Below are 21,488 nucleotides of genomic sequence, written 5' to 3'. Positions count from 1 at the left end.
TTATTCCCTGTCGCAACCTTAGTTACAGCGGAAGGTCTTTCATTTTCTTTTAGAATATGCACAATAATTACTACTTCCTTCGCCAGCTGGCTCCGGCTCTCACACAGCAACTAGCTGGTTACAAAGTGGTAACGTGCTTTTCGCAGGAGAAAGACGAGCTAGTTATTGGGCTAACAAATGGTGCGGCGGACTTTTGGCTACGAGCGCAGCTGTCGGCCACGTTTACGGTGCTGGCCTTGCCTGAAACCTTTCACCGGGCCCGTGCTAACTCGGTGGATTTGCTACCGGACTTGCTGGGTCAGGAAGTAACGGAAGTTAGCGCCATGCCCAATGACCGGGTGCTCCAGTTTCGGTTCCAGAGTGGCGCTACTTTGCTGTTTAAGCTGTATGGCCCCCGCCCGAATGCCATTTTTCGGCTAACTGATACTGCACCCGCTGAGCTGTTTCATCAGCGCTACACTGCTGACGCGGCTATTCAATCGTGGCCCCTATCCTCCAACACCTTTCCGGAAAATAAGGAGCAAGGGGGAGAACATGCTACGAACCCACTCAAGCGTTACCCTGCCCTTTCCGACTTACCAGCCCGCTACCTACGAGCCCACGGCTACGACCCTGCGCCGCTGGATAGAAAAGAGCAATTGATACGAGAAGTGCTGCACCACCTAGAGCATCCCACGGCATTCTATCTAGTTACAGTGGATGGGCGTACCCGCCTAAGTTTGCTGCCGATAGGTGATACGGAGCGCACTCTACCACTCGACGCTATTGCGGCCTTACGTACGTTTGTGCCGCTGACGCTAAGCCGCCAAGCCTACGAAACCGAGTTGCGCCAGGTGCGGCAAGTGCTTGAGCGCCGTGCTGAGGAAGCTACCATCAGTGCCAGCATGGCCCGTACTCGTTTGCACGCACTGGAACACACAGCTGGTTACCGCCAAACGGCCGACCTCATTATGGCGCACCTCACCCAAATTCCGGCGGGGGCTGCCAGCGTAGAAGTGGTGGACTTCTACCAAGACAATGCGGTACGTACCATCAAGCTCAAGCCGACCGAAACGCCCCAACGCACCGCCCAAAACCTATACCGCAAAGCCAAAAACCAGCAGATTGAAACCCGCCAGTTAGCCGAGCGCATTGAGCGCCGTGAAACGGAAGCTATGTGGTGCCTGGAACGTTTGGAAGAACTAGACGCTTTGTCGCCTGATCTGAAGAGCCTTCGCGCCTGGCGCAAGCAGCACCAACTGGAACCCGAAACCAAAGCCAAAACCGCGCAGGAACTGCCATTCAAAGTATTTGAAGACGGCGGGTTCACGATTCTGGTGGGCCGCAATGCCCAGAACAACGACTTGCTCACGCAGCGCTACGCGCACAAAGATGATTTGTGGTTGCATGCCAAGGACGTGAGCGGCTCCCATGTGGTTATCCGGCACCGAGCGGGCCAGCCAGTACCGGAACCCGTGATAGAACGAGCGGCTCAACTGGCAGCTTGGTACTCCCGCCGCCAGAACGATTCGCTATGCCCCGTTACCGTAACGCCCAAAAAGTTTGTGCGAAAGCCCAAAGGCGCGCTGCCTGGCCAAGTATTGGTAGAGCGTGAAAAAGTGGTGCTGGTAGTGCCCGCTAATCCTTTCGAGCGAGTTGCCTAGCAGCTAAAGAGCATCTAGCCAAGCAGAATAAAAGCAAAGAGCCCAATTTCGATGTATCGAAATTGGGCTCTTTGTGTTGGAGTGCGCGCGGGGAGATTCGAACTCCCACACCCGAAGGCACCACCCCCTCAAGATGGCGTGTCTACCAGTTTCACCACGTGCGCAGAGACGGCAAGCACTCCTTATTGGGTAAAGAAAAGCAGAAGCTTTTCGCTTTACTGAGGCGGTAAAGCGAGGGCAAAAGTAGGCACTCCAACCGGCTGGTGCAAGTGTGGAACAGTATTTTTTGCATCCTCAAGCCACTATTAGTGGCTCATGTTACCGTTGTGTGCTCACTCTCAAGCAAAACCGCCTCACGTAAATTTCAGAATCAGACTTGTCCTTTACCCAACTTACATCTAAAAGAGCACACTTTCATTCACTACCTCTTATGTCCATCTCCCTCCCTACTGAGTCGTCCCGTTCCAACTTATTCGCTCGGTTTGCCGCCCAAGTCACGGCGTGGTCGGGCTCGACGCTGGCTTTCTGCGCGGCGCTGGGTACGGTCCTGCTTTGGGCGCTGACGGGGCCCATGTTCCATTACTCTGAAACCTGGCAGCTCGTCATCAACACTGGTACCACTATCGTCACCTTCCTGATGGTATTCCTGATCCAACGGGCCCAAAACAAGGATTCGTTGGTACTACACCTTAAACTCAACGAGTTAATTGCCGCTCACAAAGGAGCCAGCAACCGCCTCATCAATGCCCAAGATTTTTCGGAACAGGAAATCCACTTGCTGCACCGCTACTTTGATGTGCTAGCAGAAAAGGCGCGGCAGGATCGGGACTTGGGCCGCACCCATAGTGTGGAGGAAGCCGAGGAAAACCACGTTATCAAGCAGCAGGCACACCGTAATCCACTCTAACGCACACTATCCGTATTAAAAAACAGCCCCACCTTCTCGCAAGAAAGTGGGGCTGAAAATCGTATGGTTTCTGGAGTTCTACTCGGCGCGAACCAAAGGCGTGTCTACCACATGCTCCGACACGAACCATACTTGCAGTTCGTTGGTGCGCATTACGTCGCTTACTACCACGTCGTTGGTGCCGTCGTCGCCAGAATCATCGGCTTGTTTGGCGTAGTCGTGGCAGTTCTTGAGGATAATCTGGTGAGCTTCCAGCAAGCGCGACACCTGCACGGGAGCTTCTTCCCGGTCACGAGGTGGGCGTGGGATGCTGGTCAACTCGGCTACGTCATGAGCCATAGCTACGGCCACACCGCCTAGGATCTGGATTCGCTCAGCAATAGTGTCTACTAAGCCGCTCTGCTCTTCGTAGTGCTTATCGTAGAGTAAGTGCAACTGATAGAAAGTTGGGCCTACTACCTGCCAATGATGCTTCTTGTACAGATCGCGCAACGTAATGGTATCGGCCAATAGTTGGTTGAGGTTGTTTACGCTCTCTTGGCGGGCTTCAGTCTTCAGGCCGATGGGCAGACGCTGCGACACCGTGCCGTACTTCTGCAATGGTGCGGGCGCATCAAACTGCTGGTTCATAACGGGCTGCACGCTGGGCGTACCTTGGCCATTTGCCGAAGCCTGACCGTTGGAGGATGCTGTCTTTTTACTGGCAGCGGGCGATTTTGGGGCAGCTGCTGCGGGAGCAGGAGTATTTTTGGCGGGTGCTTTGGCCATGATCCTAGAGGAAGTGAAAGTATGCGGAGGAATGGGCCGCCCGGTTGTTTATATATAACCAAACAGCTTAGCCATAGTACGCATAAGTACGTCGCAGGTTAACATCCAGCCCCTATTTACTTGCTCATGCAACATACCCATCCACACCCCGAGGACCACCTGACCAGCTCAGCGATGCTACAGGATATAGTTATTGGCCTGTCCGATGGGCTGACGGTGCCATTTGCGCTGGCGGCGGGCCTAAGCGGCGCGGTTAGTTCCTCCAATCTGGTCATTACGGCGGGGCTGGCCGAAATTGTGGCCGGCTCCATTGCCATGGGGCTGGGCGGCTACCTGGCCGGCCGCACCGAGGTGGAGCATTATGAGGCCGAACTAGCTCGCGAATACCAGGAAGTGCGCGACGTACCGCACGTAGAGCGAGCCGAAGTAGAAGAGTTACTGGCGGAAATTGGCCTCTCGGAAACCACCCGCAAGCTAGCCGTAGCCGAGCTCACCGCCGACCCCGACCAATGGGTGCGGTTCATGATGAAGTACGAATTGGGCCTTGAACAGCCCGATCCCAAGCAAGCCCCCAAAAGTGCAGCCACCATCAGTATAGCCTACGCCCTAGGTGGACTGATTCCCCTAAGTGCCTATTTTCTCACATCAACTCCCGAGCAGGGTCTACTCTGGTCGGCGGTTATTACGCTGGTGTGTTTGCTGCTGTTCGGCTACCTGAAAAGCCGCCTTACAGGCCAGCCCCCAGTTTGGGGCGCCTTAAAGATGGCCGGTACGGGGGCACTGGCCGCGGCGGCAGCATTTTTGGTGGCCCGGCTGATTTCAGAATAAGTATAGAGCGAAACGCGTCACCAAGTACGGCGCGTCTTCGTTGTTACGCTGTTTGTCCGTTCACATTCTCTGCCACTCTATTTCTTACTCCGATGCCTTTCCCTTTCTTTGGCGACGATAAATCAACCATTGCTACTCTCCTCAGCACGCTCCCACAAACTGGCCGCTTGGAGTGGATTGGTCTGCGCCCGGCCCGGCGGGAGGCACTGCTATCCGTACCCGAAGCCATCATGGAAACCGACCGGCACCTGCAAGGCGACCATGCTCGGCCCAAAACCGGCGGCAAGCGCCAAATAACCCTGATTCAGCACGAGCACCTGGTAGCCGTAGCGGGCTACCTGGGGCTGGATACCCCCGTTGACCCAGCCCGCCTACGCCGCAATTTGGTGGTAAGTGGCCTGAACCTACTGGCCCTCAAGAACCGGCAGGTGCGCATCGGCGAGGATGTACTGCTGGAAATTACCGGCGAGTGCCACCCCTGCTCCCGCATGGAAGAAGAACTGGGGGCCGGCGGCTACAACGCCATGCGCGGCCACGGTGGTCTTACGGCCCGGATCCTGCAAGGCGGCACTATCCGCGTCGGCGACGCGGTGGTAGTAAGTGTAAGTGGTGAGGTAGCGAAAAAGTGAGCAGTTGTCGTAGATGAGTAGTGTACCAGCAAAGCAGTCCTGCTTCCTGGTGATTATTATCCAGTCTATATGCCTATTGAAAATATATAAGAAATTCATTTTACTGTCTATCTTGTTTAGACATCTATAAATCACATTAAATTGAAACACTATCTATTTCTAATTACAATTGCATGCTTTACGGTTGTCGCCGAAGTATTACCTGTATATGGTCAGTCGCCTTGGGTAGCCCCCCAGAATGGTCTCAGCCTATCTGGAGGCACTTTTTTTAGCACAAGGCTTACAAGCCCACAACCCAATATAGTTGCTGGTAGAACTAGTTATAATTTAGGACAAGGTTCTTCAGGTAGCCAAGCATTTATAACCACTGACAACGGCCAAACTTGGCAACAACAATTTGTAGCAGGTACCATCAGGGGAACAAATGGACTTGGGACGATAGGCACCTATTTGGTTGATATGTTTGTGCTGGACGGTCAACACATGTGGCTGCTGTCCAGTGATGCTAGCACAAACTCATTAAGTCTTTTGCGCACCACCACAGGCCTTACTGGATTAGTTGCGCTGCCCAACCCATTACCTGCCTCGTTCACTCATATCCACTTTTTCAACCCGAACATAGGGCTTGCCTTGGCAAGTGCACCTTTGAGAATTTTTAGGACAACTGATGGGGGAAGCTCTTGGAACGTGCTAGCCAACGTAACACTCACAGGCTCTCCTCTTATCAGATCTACTTTCACCACATTACAAGGGGCGCTAAACACGGTTTGGGTATTCACTGACAATGCCATGTTACGCACTACCGATGCTGGCCTAACATGGACTGCTGCCGTCACTCCCGGCAGTTTTCTGACAGTAGCGTTTGAGAATACATTACAAGGGCTTGGCTACACATATACCAATAGTCCTGCGGGTGCTCAGGAATTATTTCGTACCGCAGATGGGGGCCTAACTTGGGCCCGCGCAACATACAGTGGCCGGCCTGTGCTTACTTCTATCGCAGCAGTGCCAGGCCAGCCTGGCACTTACATGAGCGTTGGCTCTACTTTAACTGTGTCTCCATTCCAGTATGTTGGCACTACCTCTATCACACGTGACGGAGGTAGCACTTGGCAAAACTTATCTACCGATGCTATTGAGTTTGATCAGATAATAGTGAGCAGCGCCTCCCAAATCTGGGCTGGTACTGCTCGCAGCAACCCTACTCCCTTTGTATCGCCGCTCTTACGCTATACCGGCACTATATTATCTGTAAAAAACTCAGTTACTCCAACACCAGCCCTGCTTGTTTATCCCAATCCAAGCACGGGCCTAGTACAGTTAGCCGGCTCCCTAACAGGAAAAGAAACGGCACGCGTGTATGATGCATCTGGCCAGCTTTGCAAGCAAGAATTTGTCTCTGATGCACAACGCACACTGGACCTATCGGCGCAAGCACCGGGGCTATATCTGCTGAAGCTAACCGCCCCCAACGGAACGGTAAGAACTCAGCGCCTCAGCAAGCTTCCCTAGTTCCTTTTCGGTTTTGTAGCTAAGTTGATACGTTTAAATCAATAACCGCTTAATCCTGCTGCGACGGAAGTTTCTCAACGGCCGGCAGCGTGGTGGAGGGCCGGATGATGCGGTAGGTGAAGGCCATGACGATGTTGTTTTTGGCCGCGGTGTTTTGCAGAACAAACTGTCCCTGCCGAGCCGTATAGTTGTAATTGGCCTGGTTCACGTAGCCAAGCTGCACCGCTATGTGTGAGCTTGCCTGGTACCCAATGCCCCCGTACACGCGGTTACGCTCAAACACGGGGCCTTTGGGGTTCAGGAATATTTCGTCGTAGGCGGCCAAGAATAGGGTGCCGGCAGTGATAGTTTTCTTGTTGAGGGGCAGAAAGGCATTGAGACGGTAGCGGAACCGCTGCCGGAAGCCGGTGCTGTCGTCGCGGAAGTTGAACCAACGCTGCTCGATACGGTAGCGGTGCTCCAGCTTCAGCCGCTTCGAGTACTGTGTTAGAGTGATTTGCTCCCAAAGTCGTCTTTCGGTGTTTAGCGGCGGCGCATCTAGGTCGCGGTAGTCGGAGGTGGAATAGCGCCCACCGGCTATGGTCACCGTGAAATTGGGGTCGATGTCGTAGCTACCGCCCACCTTCAGCTCGTTGTAGAAATACTGTTTGAACAGGCCGTTGGTTCGCGCCTGCACTTCGGCAAAACCGCCAAACTTGTGGGTGGCATTGCCGGGTAGCTGCACCGTACCAATAAACCAGGTTCCCCAGGGCTGCACGGGGTTGGCGGGCGTCTGCGCCAAGGCTTTGGTGCCGGTAGTAGCCAGCAGTGCCACCGCAGCGCATCCGACGGAGCAGAAATTTTTCATTCGATACAGGTCGTTGATTGAAAAGGACAGCAGCTAACTAGCTCGCCGACCATTCGGCCGGGTTACCATCACCCGAGTAGCAACGCTTCTAGGCGAATGTTATCTATTTATTACCACAAATATATCGGCGGAACTAGCTGCGCCGACTACTGCTGCATGTTTCGTGCAGCGCCTGCCTTCCAATGAGATTTACAGCACTCGTTTACAAGGTGCATTGGCTAGCTTATCAAAGACTCTTAGCAAGCTCAGCTTGCACTAATGGCTAACTCAAAAAGCCTGCCCTAAGAAAGTTAGAGCAGGCTTTTCATCAAACACCTAACCAGCCTACGCGCCGCCTTCCATCCGCACGATACGTGGCTTGAAAGAGCCGAGCACATCCACCAATTCGGTTTGGCTGGCCATAACGGCCCGAATGTCCTTGTAGGCTTGGGGTGCTTCGTCGAGGCCACCGCCAATCAGCTCGATGTCGTGCTGCTTGAGGTAGCGTTTCACTTCGGCTTCGCCTAGTTCCTGCTTGGCCCGCGTCCGGGACATAGCCCGGCCGGCCCCGTGCGAAGCCGATGCTAACGAGGCCGCATTGCCCCGCCCACGCACAATGAAACCAGGCGCCGTCATCGAGCCGGGGATGATACCGAGCACACCTTCCCCAGCGGGCGTAGCGCCCTTGCGGTGCACAATTACCTCCCGGCCATCAAGTAGGCGCTCTTTCCAAGCGAAGTTGTGGTGGTTTTCCACTTTCGCCAGAGGCCGCTCCCCAAGGGCTTTGGCCAGGCGCTGATGAATCTGATGGTGGCAGGCCGAGGCGTAGTCACCGGCCAGGTTCATGGCCGCCCAATATTCTTGGCCGGCTTCGCTGTCGAGCGAAAGCCAGGCCAGGTGCTGCGCTTCGGCGGGCAGTTGGCACACGTCTTTGGCGAGCTTGGTGTAGTGGTTGGCCACGCTGGCACCCAAGCCCCGCGAGCCGGAGTGCGACAAAAGTCCCAGGTACTCCCCTACCGGCACGCCCAACTCGTTGGCGGGGTCAGTGATGTCGACGATGCCCCACTCCACGAAGTGGTTGCCGCCGCCCGACGTACCGATTTGCTCGGCCGCCGTGGCTTGCTTGTTGCGCAGAAACCCGATGTCCGTAAATTCGGCACGGTCGAGCACGGCGTGGTCGAGTTTCTGGCCGCGCTGGAAGCCCTGCTTGTTGCCGAAGCGGGTGTTGTCGAGGAGGAGTTTGCGCAGTTCCTGTACCCGCTGCTCCAAGTGCTTGGGCGGCAGGGCAAACACCGACAGCGCCATGCGGCACCCAATGTCCACGCCCACAGCGTAAGGAATAACAGCGTTATCGGTGGCCAGCACGCCCCCAATGGGCAGGCCGTAGCCGTGGTGAGCATCGGGCATGAGGGCGCCAGCAACGGTTACGGGCAGTTTCATGGCCGTTTCCATTTGGTGAATAGCGCCTTGCTCGATGTATTCGGATCCAAATACCGCGTATTCTTTGCGCTCGGCGAGGGCAATATGGCGGCTAGGCGGCGGCAGCAATGCGGCGGCCGTGTGGCTCCAATCTAGGTCAGTCAGGAAATCATTGGGGGTAGTGAGAAGGCGCTGCAACAGCGCCAGTTGGTCGGTTTGTGAGAGTTTTTTGAGGTGCTTGCGCTGCAATTGTGCCAGCGCCAGCCCAATGGCCCGACCTTCCGGGAAGCCAAGCTGCCGAAGGTCGTTGCCGCGTAAAAGATTGCCCATATAGATGGTTGTTGATTGTTTATTGATGATTATCGAAAGGCAACTTCGCTTGCTTGTAAAAGCATGAAAGCCTTTCAAATGACAGATATTTCTTCTCTGAACTCTGGAGCAACAGACGGTCCGCGCAACGGGGCCATGGGGCCGATGTAACAGATCGGAGTAGCGCGCACCTACGGCATCCGCAGCCAAGAAGCAAGCTGGGGAGGGTGAAAAACGGATAGCCGCTTGAGTTTTTCAGACGAAGTAAGGCTACCCTACGACACCTCCCTTTTCCTCCCATCACTGACAGGGCAACAGGCGCGAAGCCTTCTACTATGTGCTCTAACCACTGAGCTACTGCCTTTCGGCAGGTGGGACTTGAACCCACGACCCCATAGCCCCAAGCGAAGTATGGCTTCGCTACGGCACCTGTCAGGTTCAACTTATGTACGGGGCAACAAGCGCCAAGTCTCCTGATAACCTGCTCTGCCAGTTGAGCTACAGCGCCACCCGAGAGCAGTGCCAGCAGGATTCGAACCTGCAACCTGGGCAATGGAAATGCGAAGTATGGCCCGGCTACGGCACCCGTACAAGGCAATAAATAGTGGGGTAAAATGCGGCGGGCGACTTTGTTGGATTGGTGCTTTTAGCCTCTCAGCCACTCCTTGCAAGCAAAGAGGCAGGATTCGAACCTGCGGAGCCCATGAGGCTCAACAATTGAAGGAACGCCTACCTACGACACCCACTACGGTGACACGATTTTCAACAACTTTCAAACGGGGCAACGGGCGCTAGCCACTCGGTCTTGCCCTATCAGTTTCCGGCGTTGTGCCAGCTGGCACCACTTCGGGAATCGAACCCGCGACAAGACCTATCTGATGGCGAAGTAAGGCTAACTTACGGCACCCGGTTGAAGGTCAACAAGAAAAACTGCCGGGGTAAAATGCGCGAAGCGGCGGCCGAAGCCTTTCTGCTCTACCAGACTGAGCTACAGGACCTACGCCTGCGAGGCGCGGACCTGATACGATTCGAACGTACGACCCGAAGGAATGCTCTGCAACGACACCCGGCAGGGTGATTTCGCAGCTGGGTCCACCAACTCCGGGGCAACAGGCGGCTGGCGTATTGTCCACGGCCGAAGCTGTGGATGGGACTCGAACCCGGCAAACAACCCGAAGACTGTTTGCTTCACCAGCGAAGTAACGCCCGCCTACGGCACCCGAAGTGGTGGCTCAGCTGTTTGGAACGGCAAGCCGAAGCCATATGCCTCGGCTAGCTGCCGTTCCGGCGGGCGGCTACCACGTTGGTAAGCCGCCAACCCAATTATAATAACGCAAGATTTAACATGATTATTGAGCGTTTTATGAAAAAAATGTTGCCATTGATTTCTGTTGAGGTTGGCTTAGGAGAAATTCCGGGCAGTAACCCGGGAGTGGCGGCAGCTTCTATGGCGTCGGATACCACTCCCGGGGCCGCATGATGTTAAAACTCGATGGCCTGTATTTCAGTAAGAGAGGAGCCGCTGTTGTCAAGGGCTTCGAGCACGCTGAATACTTTATCGGACCAGCCAGCAATCAAGGCTACTCCGTTTTCGGCGCGAACGTCGAGTGGAGCGTTGCCGTGGCCGGCTAGGTCGAAGAGGTACAGGCGGGCCTGGGGCGCTACGGTGCGGCGATATTCCGCCCATTCCTGGGCTAGGGTTCCGCCGTCGCCGTTGCTGTTCCAGAGCTGCACATCGGTGAAGAGCATCACTTTATCCACTACCTCCTGGCGCTGGCGCAAGTCGCGCACCACCAGGTGGCCGTTGGTGCTATAGCCGACCTCGCCTTCGCGGCGGTAGAACTCGTCTACATTGCGGAGAACTGGGCCGCGGGGCATGCTGATGCGCTTCCAGGTGTCGCCGAACATGCCGGCCGTAACGTGCTGGCAGCGGCTCTGGAGCAACATTCCCAGCACCAAGCTCACATCGTAGAGCAGCACTTTGCTGCGCGGCGAGATGGGCGTTTGCATGGAGCTAGACACGTCGCAGGCCACTACCACGCGGGTTTCGGGGCCGAAGCCGCGCAGGTTGGCGGCGCTGTGCGTAATGGCATCTTCCAGAGCCGTAAGCACTGCCGATACGTGGCCGTTCTGCAAGACTTTCACTTCGCGGTAAGCAGCCAGGTAGCGGAACGGCAGCTGCTTGCTACGCGCCACCGCCGTGCGGTCGGCCAGCACCGTGCACACCTCCACCACTGCCTCCGCCGACACGCCGGCTTCGAGGATGTTGCGCAGGTTGCGCAGCAAGGCCATGTAGCCCAGCTTGCCGCTGGCAATCAGCGTTTCCCACTTCTCCCGGAAAGCCGCCGTACGCTCCGCCGGCGTGGCGTAAGCAGCCTGCCCCAGCGCCGACAACTCGGTTTCCCAGGTGTAGGGCGTGGGCAAGGTGCCAGCCACCAGCTGATCGAAGAGCACTTGCTGCGCCTCATTGCGGGGCGTAGGGTGCACCAGGAACAGGGCGTCGCGCAGCCGAACTGCGCCGGCCCGGTCGTACTTGGCCAGCTGATAACCGTCGAAACGGTTGAAGCTGACGGCCAAGCCTTTCTGGAGCTGCTTGGAGAGGCGGTTCAGGATTTTCACCCCAGTCCGTTGGTTCACTTGGGCGTAGCAGGCCAGCAACTCCGTAATTTCGTCGGGGCGCTGCACGATGCGGGCCACTAGGCGGCTCACCAGGTTGTCGCCGCGGTGCAGGCGGGCTAGTTCTACGGCCAGCACCAAAGGCACCGAGCGTAAGTACATCTGCTCACGAGCGTACACGGCCACCTGGGCCACAAACGTGGGGTCGTTGCGGGCTACCAGGTCCCGCAGGCGGGCCAGCCGCGTGTCGGCTTGCTCATAGAACTGGTCGCTGAGGGCGGCGGTAGCCACGGCGGCGTACAGTTCCAATTGCGGCGTGAGCGTGAAGGCAGCTGCGCCCTCGTGGTTCACAGTATCGGGTTGAGCTTTGCGGAAAGTAAGGTTGAAGCGCATGGTTGATTGCTTTATTGATGATTGTTTACTACTTGATTGCTAATACCTTAAATAGGTATTTCGCTTAGATGTATTTCGATAAGGTCAGACGAGCATCGGTAGCCCAGCGCGTTACCCAAAACCGTTCATCATCGGCCATTGAGCGGTTATAGTTGCCACGAGCTTGCACGATCATATAGTTGTAATTGACTTCCAGTGTCAGCATGCGGACTCCATCAACGGTTAAGGAGAAAATGCCGCAGTTGCCTTTCACACACGACTGGATATAGGATGCCACGCAGTGATGCATAGCCTGCCCTTCCGCCACCAGCAGCCCAAAAACGTTGATTTGGGTGATGCGTACCCGGTCCTTGGCTCCGCCTACAAAATTGGGGATGTCCAAACCGGTCCAGTTGGTAGTTGCCGAGTACCCGGAGCCAACGTAGCGGCGGGTTTGGGCCAAGCTACGGTGCCACTGCTCCGTTTGAGCGAGGACAGACGCCATACTGCGGCCTTTGAGCGAGAAATTGGGTTGAGCCGGTTCCGGCGCAATCCCAACGCTGCGCTTCTGATGAATCCAGTCGCAGACCGGACCGAAGTGCCGCGGATCGACCATGGGCGTCGCCACGAATAGGTCCACCACTCCCAGCCAGAAACTATCGTCGGGCGTGATTTCCCGGCCCAACCGTGATTCGAGCACGGTGCCAACCCAATCCAGCGCACCACGGGCGGCCAACTGAGCGTAGCGAATGGCTTCGAGCAGGGTGCAGCCGGCGGGTGCCAGCCGCATTTCGTGCTCTAGTTTTTTGGTCAGCGGCACGGGCAAGCCCGGAAAGCTGCGTAAGGAATTACCACCACCCACGTACACCGTCAGCAACGGAATGCTGACGCCGTTTTGCAGTAAGTCGCCTTCCAGCCAAGCATTTATCAGCCAGCCCGGCACGTCGCCGTACTGGTCGAAGAGGTGGCGTACCAGGCTTTCCATCTGCCGATACACGTTTTTGCTTTTCGGCTGCCAGTCCGCTAGGTCGCGGAGGCGGCGTGGGTAGTAGCTGGCCAGCGCCCCCACGGCCTTACCAACTTCGGGGCGCAACAGCAGCTCGGTACGCTTGGCCGCTAGGTTCAGCAGGAACTGTTGGATGCGTTTTTGCTCGGCCAGTTTGCGCCCTTCCACGCAGTGCTGGTAAAGCAGCCCCAGCTCCGACCGGCCACCCACTTCCTGGTATAGTTCGCGGGCGGTTGAGAAAGAGAAAATATAGGCTATCTGCCGCGTTTGAGCCCATTTTCGCCAGTCGGGGCGCTGGGTGAGAGCAGCAGTAGCTTGCTTGGCGCAGAGAGCTTGCGCCGACAACAGTTTGTTACGATTCGACATCGTGTAGTGCCCCGATTTATAGGCTGGGGCCAACCAGGATTGCGGTATTGGATAGGGTGTAAGGCGGCGGGCACAGTGGCGCATAGCTCCAGCAGCGGCCTGAGCGACATAGCTGTGCTGGCGGGTTTGCTGGTATCGGGCCGCAAGGGTTGATAGATGAATTGCATGGGTGGGGGAAATGAAAAAGATGAGAAAATAGAATAGTAATAGGCAATAAAAGTGGGAAGTGATGGAGTTGAACCACCCGAGCTTCTCAGCAACTGGGTTACAGCCAGTCCCGCTACCCCTACGGTATAACTTCCCTTATTATTTAATAAATACTACGCATTTATAATACAGCAACTACGCAAATTAGTTGACTATTCTATTTAATAAATAGGCATACTTTTTCGGCAACAGATAAATTAATTTTATCTGCATAATGAATATAAAAAACGCCCGACTTCTTGGGAGAAGCCGGGCGTTTTTCACGGATACGTCACGAGGAATTTACCTACGCGAATCGTTCAACGAAAAATCCCGGCCATACCAATCCCACGCGCGGCTATTACGCCGTTTGCTGAGTGGTTGATAGTGGAGGCTATCTGCTGGCAGATACATGGCCGAAGGATATAAGAGGCTTAAAAACAAGCCACCCGAACCTTCTGGGTTCGGGTGGCGGAAGTGTCAGAGGAAGTCTGCTACTACTTAGCTACACCGAACCGGGCATGAACCTGATGGCTCTATACCGTCTTTCTTGCTGATGTAATTGAAGTGGCGTAGCATGGTTTGTTGTGTTTAGTGTGACAAATATGGGAGGAGTTTTTGTATTCACCAAAATACGTTCAAAAATATTTTAATTATTTTTTTATTTAGAATAATCAAAGCACTGTAATCCATTTGAAAACAAAGAATACGCAACAATAATTAATTCGGTTATCCGTTCACTAATGATAGTATTGAGGAATCGGAGCGAGTGTGCAGTATTCGGCTGGCACCGTCCATACTTCGGGAATATTATTTGCCTTTTCTTCTGGATTTGATTGCCGTGACTTTGGCCCGAACCAAACCGCTAAGTGGCCTTCGGGAACAGTTGCAACTACCTCGTCCGTGTTAACCCCGACAACGACGCCAAGAGAACCATTTAGTTCGATAAAGTCGCCAAGTCGTACCTTTTGTATGTCCATAGGGTGCAAACATCACAATAGGTAACCTGTAAAACTAGTACCGCAACATCACCACGCGAGATGCTTCGCTGCGCTCTGCATGAGGGCCTATTTAGCTACAGGTCACTATAAACTGTTTACTATACACACAGCATAGGTGAGTATGGAACGGGCTTTCTACTGTTAATCCGCTGGCGCCTCCGCTCAGCAATGATTGTTTTGCGTACAGTGCCCCGTATCCACTCAAGTTGCCTGCATGCCCCGCCTTGCCACTTCCGAACGTTACAGCATCAGCTTGCCGAACGGCCACCGCTTCCCGATTGCCAAGTACGAGTTGATTCGGGAGCAGCTGTTGTGGCAAGGTATCGCACCGGCCGAGGATTTCTACGACCCAGGGCTGGCCAGTGAAGACGATATCCTGCGCGTGCATTCCGCCGAGTACTGGCATAAGGTGCGCGACTTGCACCTGTCGGCGGCCGAGGTGCGGCGGTTGGGGTTGCCGCAAAGTCCGGAGTTGGTGCGCCGCTCTTTGAGCAGCGTGGCGGGCACGGTACAGTCAGCGCAGCAGGCTCTGCTGAGCGGAATCGGAATGAGTCTGGCTGGCGGTACGCATCACGCATTTCGGGACCGGGGCGAGGGTTTTTGCGTGCTCAACGACATTGCGGTGGCCGCTATGCACCTACTCCACCACGGGCTGGCCCGCCAGATTCTGGTGGTGGACCTCGATGTGCACCAGGGCGACGGCACAGCCAGTATTTTCCGGGAGGAGCCGCGCGTATTCACGTTTTCGATGCACGCCGGCGCCAATTACCCGTTGCGCAAAGAGCAGTCCGACCGGGACGTGGCGCTGGAGTTGGGTACCGACGATGCCACCTACCTTGGTATCCTGCAAGCCAACTTGCCGGAGTTGCTGGCTCAGGTGCAGCCCGATTTCATCTTCTTTCAGGCCGGCGTAGACGTGCTGGCAACCGACAAGCTCGGCAAACTGGCCCTCACGCCCGAAGGCTGCCGTCAGCGCGACGAATACATATTACGCCTATGCCACGAGCATCACTTGCCAGTGGCCGTGAGCATGGGCGGCGGCTACTCCGAGCGGCTCTCCGACATTGTAGATGCGCATTGCAACACGTTTCGGGTGGCGTATGAGGTGTTTGGATGAAGCCGCGTGCTAGGCCAAACCTGTTCAACTGGCGGCCCGTTACCTTTGCCCAATGAATCTGCACAACCCCGCTACCGATTTACCCGCTGCCAACTCTCTGCCCATTCCGGCCCCGGCCGAAGCGGCGGGCACTCCGGCGCAACAGGCGTTTAGGGAGGCGGTGCAGCAGGTGGAGGGCTTGCGGCAGCGGCTGCGCGAGTTGCAAGTGGAGCAGGCCGAGGCCCGGCGGCGCTATTGGCAGCAGGTGGGGCCGGGCGCGCGCGCGGTGGTAGAGGCCCGGCGGGCGTTGTTTGCCCCACTGGAAGAGGCCCTGCTCCTACCCTATTTCAACCGCCAGGAGGAGCGCCAAATCACCGACTTCATTGTGGGTAATGCCCACGGCCTGCACAATCGGTTCGGGGAAGACACGGCGGACATCGTGCTGAAATACGCCCCCAGCCGCCGCGCCGCCGCCGAAGCGGAAGCCATTCCTAGCGAGGAAAAGCCCGCCGAATTTGTACCCGACCTCACTTCCGATGTGCCCCCGCACGAGCAAGCGGCGGCGCATGCCCGTACCCGACGCAAAACCAAAGCCCAAAAGGCGCAGGAACTAGCCGAGAAAGCAGCCCGCGAAGAGCAGCAGAAGCTGCTATCCAACACCAAAACCCTCTACCGCCAACTGGCCCGCACCCATCACCCCGACCTGGAGCGCGACCCGGAAACCCAGGCTCACAAAACGGCCCTGATGCAGCGCATCACCGAGGCCTACGAAGCCAACGACCTCTACACGCTGCTCCAGTTGCTCTCCGAATCGGGCCCCGCCGCCAGCGCCGACGATGATGTACTGACCCGCTACACGCAGGCCCTGCACCAACAGCAAGTGGAGCTAAAGCAACAGCTCAACGAACTGAAATACGGCGAAAACGGCTTCAGCGGTAGCACCGGCAAAAAGCGGGAAATCGAGCTGCGCGAGCTAAAGCGCCATCTGCGCGCCGAAGCGGAATATCTGGAACACATTTTCCGCCTGATTCAAGAGCCCACAGGCTTGCGCGAGGTACTGCGCGAACTATCTGCCGCCGGCCACGACACGGTATAGCTCTAGAAATCTATTTGCGCTGAGTTGACAGCAGAATATAAAGGCCGTCATGCAGAGCGCAGCGAAGCATCTCGCGTGGCGTCGTTGCTAAACAAACTACAACGATTCGAGCGAGATGCTTCGCTGCGCTCTGCATGACGGCCTGTTTGGGCTACTTAGTCGGATTCCAGTTGCCGAACACCGTGCTGAGCGTGTATTGCTTCACTTCTTTGGCCGTCAGTTGCCGCGACCAAGCCACGCGGCCTTTGGGGTTTGCGCCCGGCCCGGTTGATTGATACTCGGCGTAATAGGCGGTTTTTTCGTTGTCGGGTTGGCTCCAGTTGTTCCAGCCTTCAGGCCGGATGTGGGCGCCCATTTCGGTGTTGATGAACACGGTGCGGGCGTGCGGGCGCCACGGCCGGCCTAGGTATACCTTCTTGGCTTCGGGGGCGGCGGTTAGCTGGCAGTTCAGGAACACCAAACCAAACGACTGCCGGGGCGTGGTGGAAGCCGCCGTGATGTAAGAGTCGCTTTTGCTGAAGATGGTGCAATAGTCGAAGACGGCCGTGCTGGCCCCGAAGATGAAGTCGGTGGTGCCTTCGATGTAGCAATTCTGGTAGTACTGCCGGCTGTTTTCGATGGCCAGAAACAGCGTATCCTGGTTGCCCAGCATGCGGCAGTTGCGGAACGCAGCCCGGTCGCCTTCCACGTGCAACGCCACCGCCTGCCCCACCCGACCGGCCGAGTTTTCGAAGGTGATATTCTCGGCTGAAAAGTCGTTGCCCTGCACGCGCACCGTAGACGAAGTATAGGTGCTGTGCTTCTCGGCGTCGCCGGAATAGTCGCCGTAGGTGATGACCACGCCGTCGCGGCTTTCGCCTACCAGCGCAATATTGGTTTTCTGGGAGGGTATCACCAGCTTTTCGCGGTAGGTGCCGTTTTTGATGAAGATGGTGGCGCGCACCTGCATGAAGTCGCGCACGGCCATGACGGCTTCCTGGATGGTGCGGTAGTCGCCGGAGCCGTCGGGCGCTACCACTAGGCGCACGGTTTGGTTGAAGGAAGGCGGAGCAGCCGGCTTAGCCGAAGCCGGCGCAGGGGCGGTGGTTTGCGCGTATAGGGCAGGCGTCGCCAACATCAGGCTACCCGCCAGCAGAAGTTTTCGGGAAAGCATCATTAGTCTTGGGTGGGGTTCCAGTGCCGGAGCACGGTATCGAGGGTGTAGAGTTTCACTTCCTGCTCGGTGAGCTGATGAGCCCAGGGCACGCGCTGCTTGGGTTGGGCACCCTTGCCGCGGTTGTCGTACTCGGCGTAGTAGGCGGTTTGCTTGTTGCTGCCCTTGCCCCAATGGTCCCAGCCGGCCGGGTTGATGTGGGGGCCCAACTCGCAATGCAGAAACACGGTTTTGGCGTAGGGCCGCCAGGGCCGGCCCAGATAGAAACTGCTCGCTGGGGCGTCGCCGATGATTTTACAGCGGTTGAACACGTAGCCGAAACGGGTGCTGTCGGGGGTGGAAGCGGCCGTGACGTAGCCGTTCTGCTTGCAAAAAATGGTGCAGTTCTCGAACCAAGCCGTGCTGCTACCGAAGATGAAATCCACGGTGCCTTCGATGTAGCAATCCTGATAATACTGGCGGCTGCCGTAGCCGTAGGTGTACAGCGTGTCCTGAAAACCCAGAAACCGGCAGTTCTTGAATCGCGCTTTGTCGCCGGCTACCCACATGGCCACTGCCTGCCCTACTGGCCCGGAGGAGTTCTGAAAGGTGAGATTTTCGGCCGAAAAATCTCCGCCGTAGATGTAGATGCTCGACGAGCCCGAGGTGCCTTTGTCTTCCCCGAAGATGTTCTTTTTGGTGTTGTAATCGTCGTAGGTGAGTACCGTTTTGGTGAGGTCCTCGCCGATGAGGTGCACCAGGTTTTTGGAACCGGCCAGCACCAGCTTCTCCTTGTACACGCCTTTCTTGATGAAAATGGTGGTGACTTTCTTGCGAAAATCGGGCACGGCGTTGAAGGCTTCCTGCACGGTGCGGTAGGTGCCGCTGCCATCCTGGGCCACCACGAAGTCGTAGGCGAAGGCCGGCCGGATGAGTAGCCATAGCAAACAGAAAAGGGAAAGAACGTGCTTCATGGGGTAGTCGGTTGGGCATCTTTGGTAGTAGTCGGCGGCACGGCGTTTTTGGCGGTGGGCTTGGCCAGGCGCTCGGAGAGAATGGGTAGCTTCTGCGCCACTACCTCCCGCACCACCAGTTGCGCCATCTTGCGGGCGCCCAGCTCACTGAAATGGGTGTTGTCGTTCTTGCCGTAGGGATAGTTCGGATGGTCGCCGGGGGCGAGTTGCAGGAACAGCAACTTGCTGTTCTCCTCGCCGAATTGTTGCACCAACTCCCGGCTTGACTTGTCGAGGTCAATCAGCGGCACTTTGTACGCTTTGGCTATTTCAATAGTCGCCGCCGAGTAGGCTATGTGCGTTTCCTCTTGCTGGCCGTTCTTGAAGCGCCGGCGCGTGACGGGCGTAATCAGCACCGGCATGGCCTTTTTGCTGCGCGTCTCGGTCACGAACTTGACAAGGTTCTTGCGAAAATCGGCGGGCGAGGTGTAGCGGTCCGGGTAGTTTTCGGCCTCGTCGTTGTGCCCGAATTGAATCATGACGTAATCCTGCGGCTGCAAGGCATCCACGATGGGCTGCCAGCGGTTTTCGGCCAGAAACGTGCGCGTGCTGCGGCCGTTCTGGGCGCGGTTGTCCACGCGTACGGCGGCGGTGTCGAAGAACGTAGCCAGCGGCATGCCCCAGCCGGTTTCAGGAAACACCTGCCCCACTTTCTGGGCAATGGTAGAGTCGCCGACAAGGTAGAGCGTGGTCTTTTTGGGCGGGGCCGGCGCCGTGAAAGCGGCCAATAGCACAAGCAGAGCCATCCACAGGCTGGGTTTCGTAGGGATGGGTATTTTCATAGAACTAGGCAGAGTAAATACCAGAGAAGAACCTATTTAGAAAGCCATTTAGAACTCACCAGCCCGTCATGCAGAGCGCAGCGAAGCATCTCGCCTGCTGACGTTGCAATAGTAATCCTGAGTCAGCACGCGAGATGCTTCGGCTCCGCCTCTGCATGACGTTCTTTTTGTCATTTAAACACTCAGTGACAACGGACAACATGAGGTTAGCGGGCTTGTGGATCAACGGTTTTAGCGGCGGCGCGCTTTACAATGCGGTTGGCTAGCTCCAGCTTGAGGTTGCGAATGTCAGCCAGCACGATTTCGGCCATTTTGCGGGCGCCCAACTCGTTGAAATGGGTGTTGTCGTCCTTGCCGTCGGGGTAGTTGGGATGTTCACCGGGCACAAGCTGGTTGAAGAGCAGCTTGGAATTCTCGACGCCCATCTGCTGCAACAGCGCCTGGCTTTCCCGGTCGAAATCGATGAGGGCTACCTGCTGCTCCTGCGCGGTTTTGCGCATGATTTCCGAGTACACGTCGTGGGTGCCTTCCACCTTGCCCGCGGCATCGAACTTGCGGCGCGCAACGGGCGTGAGCAGTACCGGCGTGGCTTTTTTGGCGCGAGTTTCAGTGATGAAGCGGATCAGGTAGTTCTTGTAATCCGCTTCGGGGGTGTAGCTGCGCTTAGTGGGCACCTCGTCGTTGTGCCCGAACTGAATGAACACGTAGTCGCCTTCCTTGAGCGCGCTGGCTACCGGCTGCCAGCGGTTTTCGGCCACAAAACTTTTGGTGCTGCGGCCGTTCTGGGCGCGGTTGTCCACGGTCACGGTTTCGTCGAAAAAGTACGCAAACGGCATCCCCCACCCCGTTTCCGGATAATTCTTCACCTCCTTTATCGACATGGTGGAGTCGCCGATAAGGTAAATGGTGATTTTGGCAGGCGGAACACTGAAGGCCATCAGGCACAAGACGCTCAAGGCGGTGGCAATTCTCAGTAGGTGCTTGTTTATCATAATAGCGTTGAGCAAAAGAAGGGCAAACGGCCCATGTTACTTCTTTTCGGTGATAAAGCCCATTTCCAGCAGCCACGCCTCACATAGCGTGGTCCACTGGTTGGCCGAGCCGGGGTTGTTGCGCACCGCAATGGCGTGCGCGCCCTGCGGAAAAATGTGCAGCGTGCCCGGCACCTTGTGCTCGACCAGGGCTTGGTAGAACAGCAAGCTGTTGCGCTGATTCACTGCGGGGTCGTTGTAGGCGTGGACCAGAAACGTAGGCGGCGTGGCCTCCGATACGTGCAGCTCGTTGGAGAACTTCTCTACCAGCTCCGGCGGCGCATTCTCGCCCAGCAGCGTGTTGCGGCTGCCTACGTGCGCATACTGCCCCAGCGTAATAACCGGCGACACCAGCACCATGAAGTTGGGTGCGAAAGCCAGCTTATCCAGCTCGTCGCCAATGGCCGATACATCTTCCTGATGTGTGCCGAGCGTGGACGCCAGGTGCACGCCCGCCGACGCGCCCATAATGCCAATGCGGTTCGGGTCGAGCTGCCACTTGGTGGCGTTGGCCCGAATCAGGCGCATGGCGCGTTGGGCATCCTGTTCCGGCCCGATGCTGCGCTCCTTGAGGTCGGGCGAGTTGGGCAAGCGGTAATTGAGCACAAAAGCCGTAATACCGAGCGTGTTCAACCATTTAGCCAACTGCGTGCCGCCCACCAAATACGTGAGCTTCTGGTAGCCACCGGACGGGCAGATCAATACGGCGCAACCTTTATTTTCCTCTTTCGAGGTGTAGAAGGCGTACATACCCGGCGTGCCTACCTGCGTAATCCGCTCGTTCTCGATTTTGTCTTCCAGCTTCAGGCCCTTGGAATTAGGCATCTTCTTCTTAGGCCACAGCGGAATAAACTCCTGGGCCTGCACCCGAACCTGGCACAAAATCCAAAGTAACAGTAAGCTGAAGCCTAGGCGAAACGGTCGGGACAAAGCAAATAGGGTAAAGTGAG

At 56.5% G+C, this 21,488-nt stretch carries 17 protein-coding genes and 2 tRNA genes; 7 read left to right on the top strand and 12 right to left on the bottom strand.

Annotation, left to right across the window (positions count from 1 at the left end):
• The first annotated feature begins 56 nt into the window (after positions 1-56).
• Positions 57-1,643, top strand: a complete 1,587-nt coding sequence (locus G536_RS0115755; RefSeq protein WP_022824570.1) for an NFACT RNA binding domain-containing protein — start codon at positions 57-59, stop codon at positions 1,641-1,643.
• An 82-nt stretch (positions 1,644-1,725) separates the two neighbouring features.
• Here the strand turns inward: G536_RS0115755 and G536_RS0115750 are convergent.
• Positions 1,726-1,807 (bottom strand) — tRNA-Leu (locus G536_RS0115750).
• A 266-nt stretch (positions 1,808-2,073) separates the two neighbouring features.
• Here G536_RS0115750 and G536_RS28240 point away from each other — a divergent pair.
• Positions 2,074-2,550, top strand: coding sequence for a low affinity iron permease family protein (locus G536_RS28240; RefSeq protein WP_022824569.1), 477 nt, complete (start codon positions 2,074-2,076; stop codon positions 2,548-2,550).
• A gap of 78 nt (positions 2,551-2,628) precedes the next feature.
• Here the strand turns inward: G536_RS28240 and G536_RS28235 are convergent, their stop codons facing one another.
• A complete protein-coding gene (locus G536_RS28235) occupies positions 2,629-3,318 on the bottom strand; it encodes a Dps family protein (RefSeq protein WP_022824568.1) in 690 nt (229 codons plus the stop codon).
• Between the two features lie 126 nt (positions 3,319-3,444).
• On the opposite strand from G536_RS28235, the gene G536_RS0115735 reads away from it, so the two are divergent.
• The 3 genes from G536_RS0115735 to G536_RS31825 all read left to right on the top strand — a co-directional run bounded on the left by G536_RS0115735 (position 3,445) and on the right by G536_RS31825 (position 6,287).
• Positions 3,445-4,146, top strand: coding sequence for a VIT1/CCC1 transporter family protein (locus tag G536_RS0115735; RefSeq protein ID WP_022824567.1), 702 nt, complete (start codon positions 3,445-3,447; stop codon positions 4,144-4,146).
• Positions 4,147-4,238: 92 nt separating this feature from the next.
• Entirely contained in the window at positions 4,239-4,775 is a 537-nt protein-coding gene (locus G536_RS0115730; RefSeq protein ID WP_033370363.1) for an MOSC domain-containing protein, read from the top strand.
• Between the two features lie 141 nt (positions 4,776-4,916).
• Complete coding sequence (locus G536_RS31825) at positions 4,917-6,287, top strand: T9SS type A sorting domain-containing protein (RefSeq protein WP_157530672.1); 1,371 nt, start codon at positions 4,917-4,919, stop codon at positions 6,285-6,287.
• A 49-nt stretch (positions 6,288-6,336) separates the two neighbouring features.
• Here the strand turns inward: G536_RS31825 and G536_RS0115725 are convergent, their stop codons facing one another.
• The 5 genes from G536_RS0115725 to G536_RS32230 all read right to left on the bottom strand — a co-directional run bounded on the left by G536_RS0115725 (position 6,337) and on the right by G536_RS32230 (position 13,504).
• On the bottom strand, positions 6,337-7,134 hold the full coding sequence (locus G536_RS0115725) for a DUF2490 domain-containing protein (RefSeq protein ID WP_051166988.1): 798 nt from the start codon (positions 7,132-7,134) through the stop codon (positions 6,337-6,339).
• Positions 7,135-7,458: 324 nt separating this feature from the next.
• Positions 7,459-8,862 (bottom strand): RtcB family protein, encoded by a 1,404-nt coding sequence (locus G536_RS0115720; protein ID WP_022824565.1) that lies wholly within the window; start codon positions 8,860-8,862, stop codon positions 7,459-7,461.
• A 1,461-nt stretch (positions 8,863-10,323) separates the two neighbouring features.
• Complete coding sequence (locus tag G536_RS0115710) at positions 10,324-11,850, bottom strand: TROVE domain-containing protein (protein ID WP_022824564.1); 1,527 nt, start codon at positions 11,848-11,850, stop codon at positions 10,324-10,326.
• A gap of 64 nt (positions 11,851-11,914) precedes the next feature.
• Positions 11,915-13,285 carry a PcfJ domain-containing protein gene (locus tag G536_RS0115705; RefSeq protein WP_084708650.1) on the bottom strand — a complete coding sequence of 457 codons (1,371 nt, stop codon included), beginning with the start codon at positions 13,283-13,285 and terminating at the stop codon, positions 11,915-11,917.
• A 136-nt stretch (positions 13,286-13,421) separates the two neighbouring features.
• Positions 13,422-13,504 (bottom strand) — tRNA-Tyr (locus G536_RS32230).
• Between the two features lie 1,098 nt (positions 13,505-14,602).
• Here G536_RS32230 and G536_RS0115700 point away from each other — a divergent pair.
• Together G536_RS0115700 and G536_RS0115695 are read left to right on the top strand one after the other, a co-directional pair.
• Positions 14,603-15,505 (top strand): histone deacetylase family protein, encoded by a 903-nt coding sequence (locus G536_RS0115700; RefSeq protein WP_022824562.1) that lies wholly within the window; start codon positions 14,603-14,605, stop codon positions 15,503-15,505.
• A gap of 52 nt (positions 15,506-15,557) precedes the next feature.
• Positions 15,558-16,580: a J domain-containing protein gene (locus G536_RS0115695; protein WP_022824561.1), complete on the top strand. Its 1,023-nt coding sequence runs from the start codon at positions 15,558-15,560 to the stop codon at positions 16,578-16,580.
• 151 nt (positions 16,581-16,731) lie between these two features.
• Here G536_RS0115695 and G536_RS0115690 read toward each other — a convergent pair whose 3' ends face one another.
• From G536_RS0115690 to G536_RS0115670, 5 genes are all read right to left on the bottom strand, one after another.
• A complete protein-coding gene (locus G536_RS0115690; protein ID WP_245575846.1) occupies positions 16,732-17,736 on the bottom strand; it encodes a pectinesterase family protein in 1,005 nt (334 codons plus the stop codon).
• A complete protein-coding gene (locus G536_RS0115685) occupies positions 17,736-18,686 on the bottom strand; it encodes a pectinesterase family protein (RefSeq protein WP_022824559.1) in 951 nt (316 codons plus the stop codon). Before G536_RS0115685 ends, G536_RS0115690 begins: the two co-directional genes overlap by 1 nt.
• Positions 18,683-19,507: a rhamnogalacturonan acetylesterase gene (locus G536_RS28230; protein WP_022824558.1), complete on the bottom strand. Its 825-nt coding sequence runs from the start codon at positions 19,505-19,507 to the stop codon at positions 18,683-18,685. Before G536_RS28230 ends, G536_RS0115685 begins: the two co-directional genes overlap by 4 nt.
• A gap of 206 nt (positions 19,508-19,713) precedes the next feature.
• Positions 19,714-20,499, bottom strand: a complete 786-nt coding sequence (locus G536_RS28225) for a rhamnogalacturonan acetylesterase (RefSeq protein ID WP_033370426.1) — start codon at positions 20,497-20,499, stop codon at positions 19,714-19,716.
• Positions 20,500-20,535: 36 nt separating this feature from the next.
• A complete protein-coding gene (locus tag G536_RS0115670; protein ID WP_022824556.1) occupies positions 20,536-21,468 on the bottom strand; it encodes an alpha/beta hydrolase in 933 nt (310 codons plus the stop codon).
• Between the last annotated feature and the right edge of the window lie 20 nt (positions 21,469-21,488).

Origin of the sequence: Hymenobacter norwichensis DSM 15439, assembly GCF_000420705.1 — a bacterium.
Taxonomy (GTDB): domain Bacteria; phylum Bacteroidota; class Bacteroidia; order Cytophagales; family Hymenobacteraceae; genus Hymenobacter; species Hymenobacter norwichensis.
This window is presented reverse-complemented; position numbering and strand designations above follow the sequence as displayed.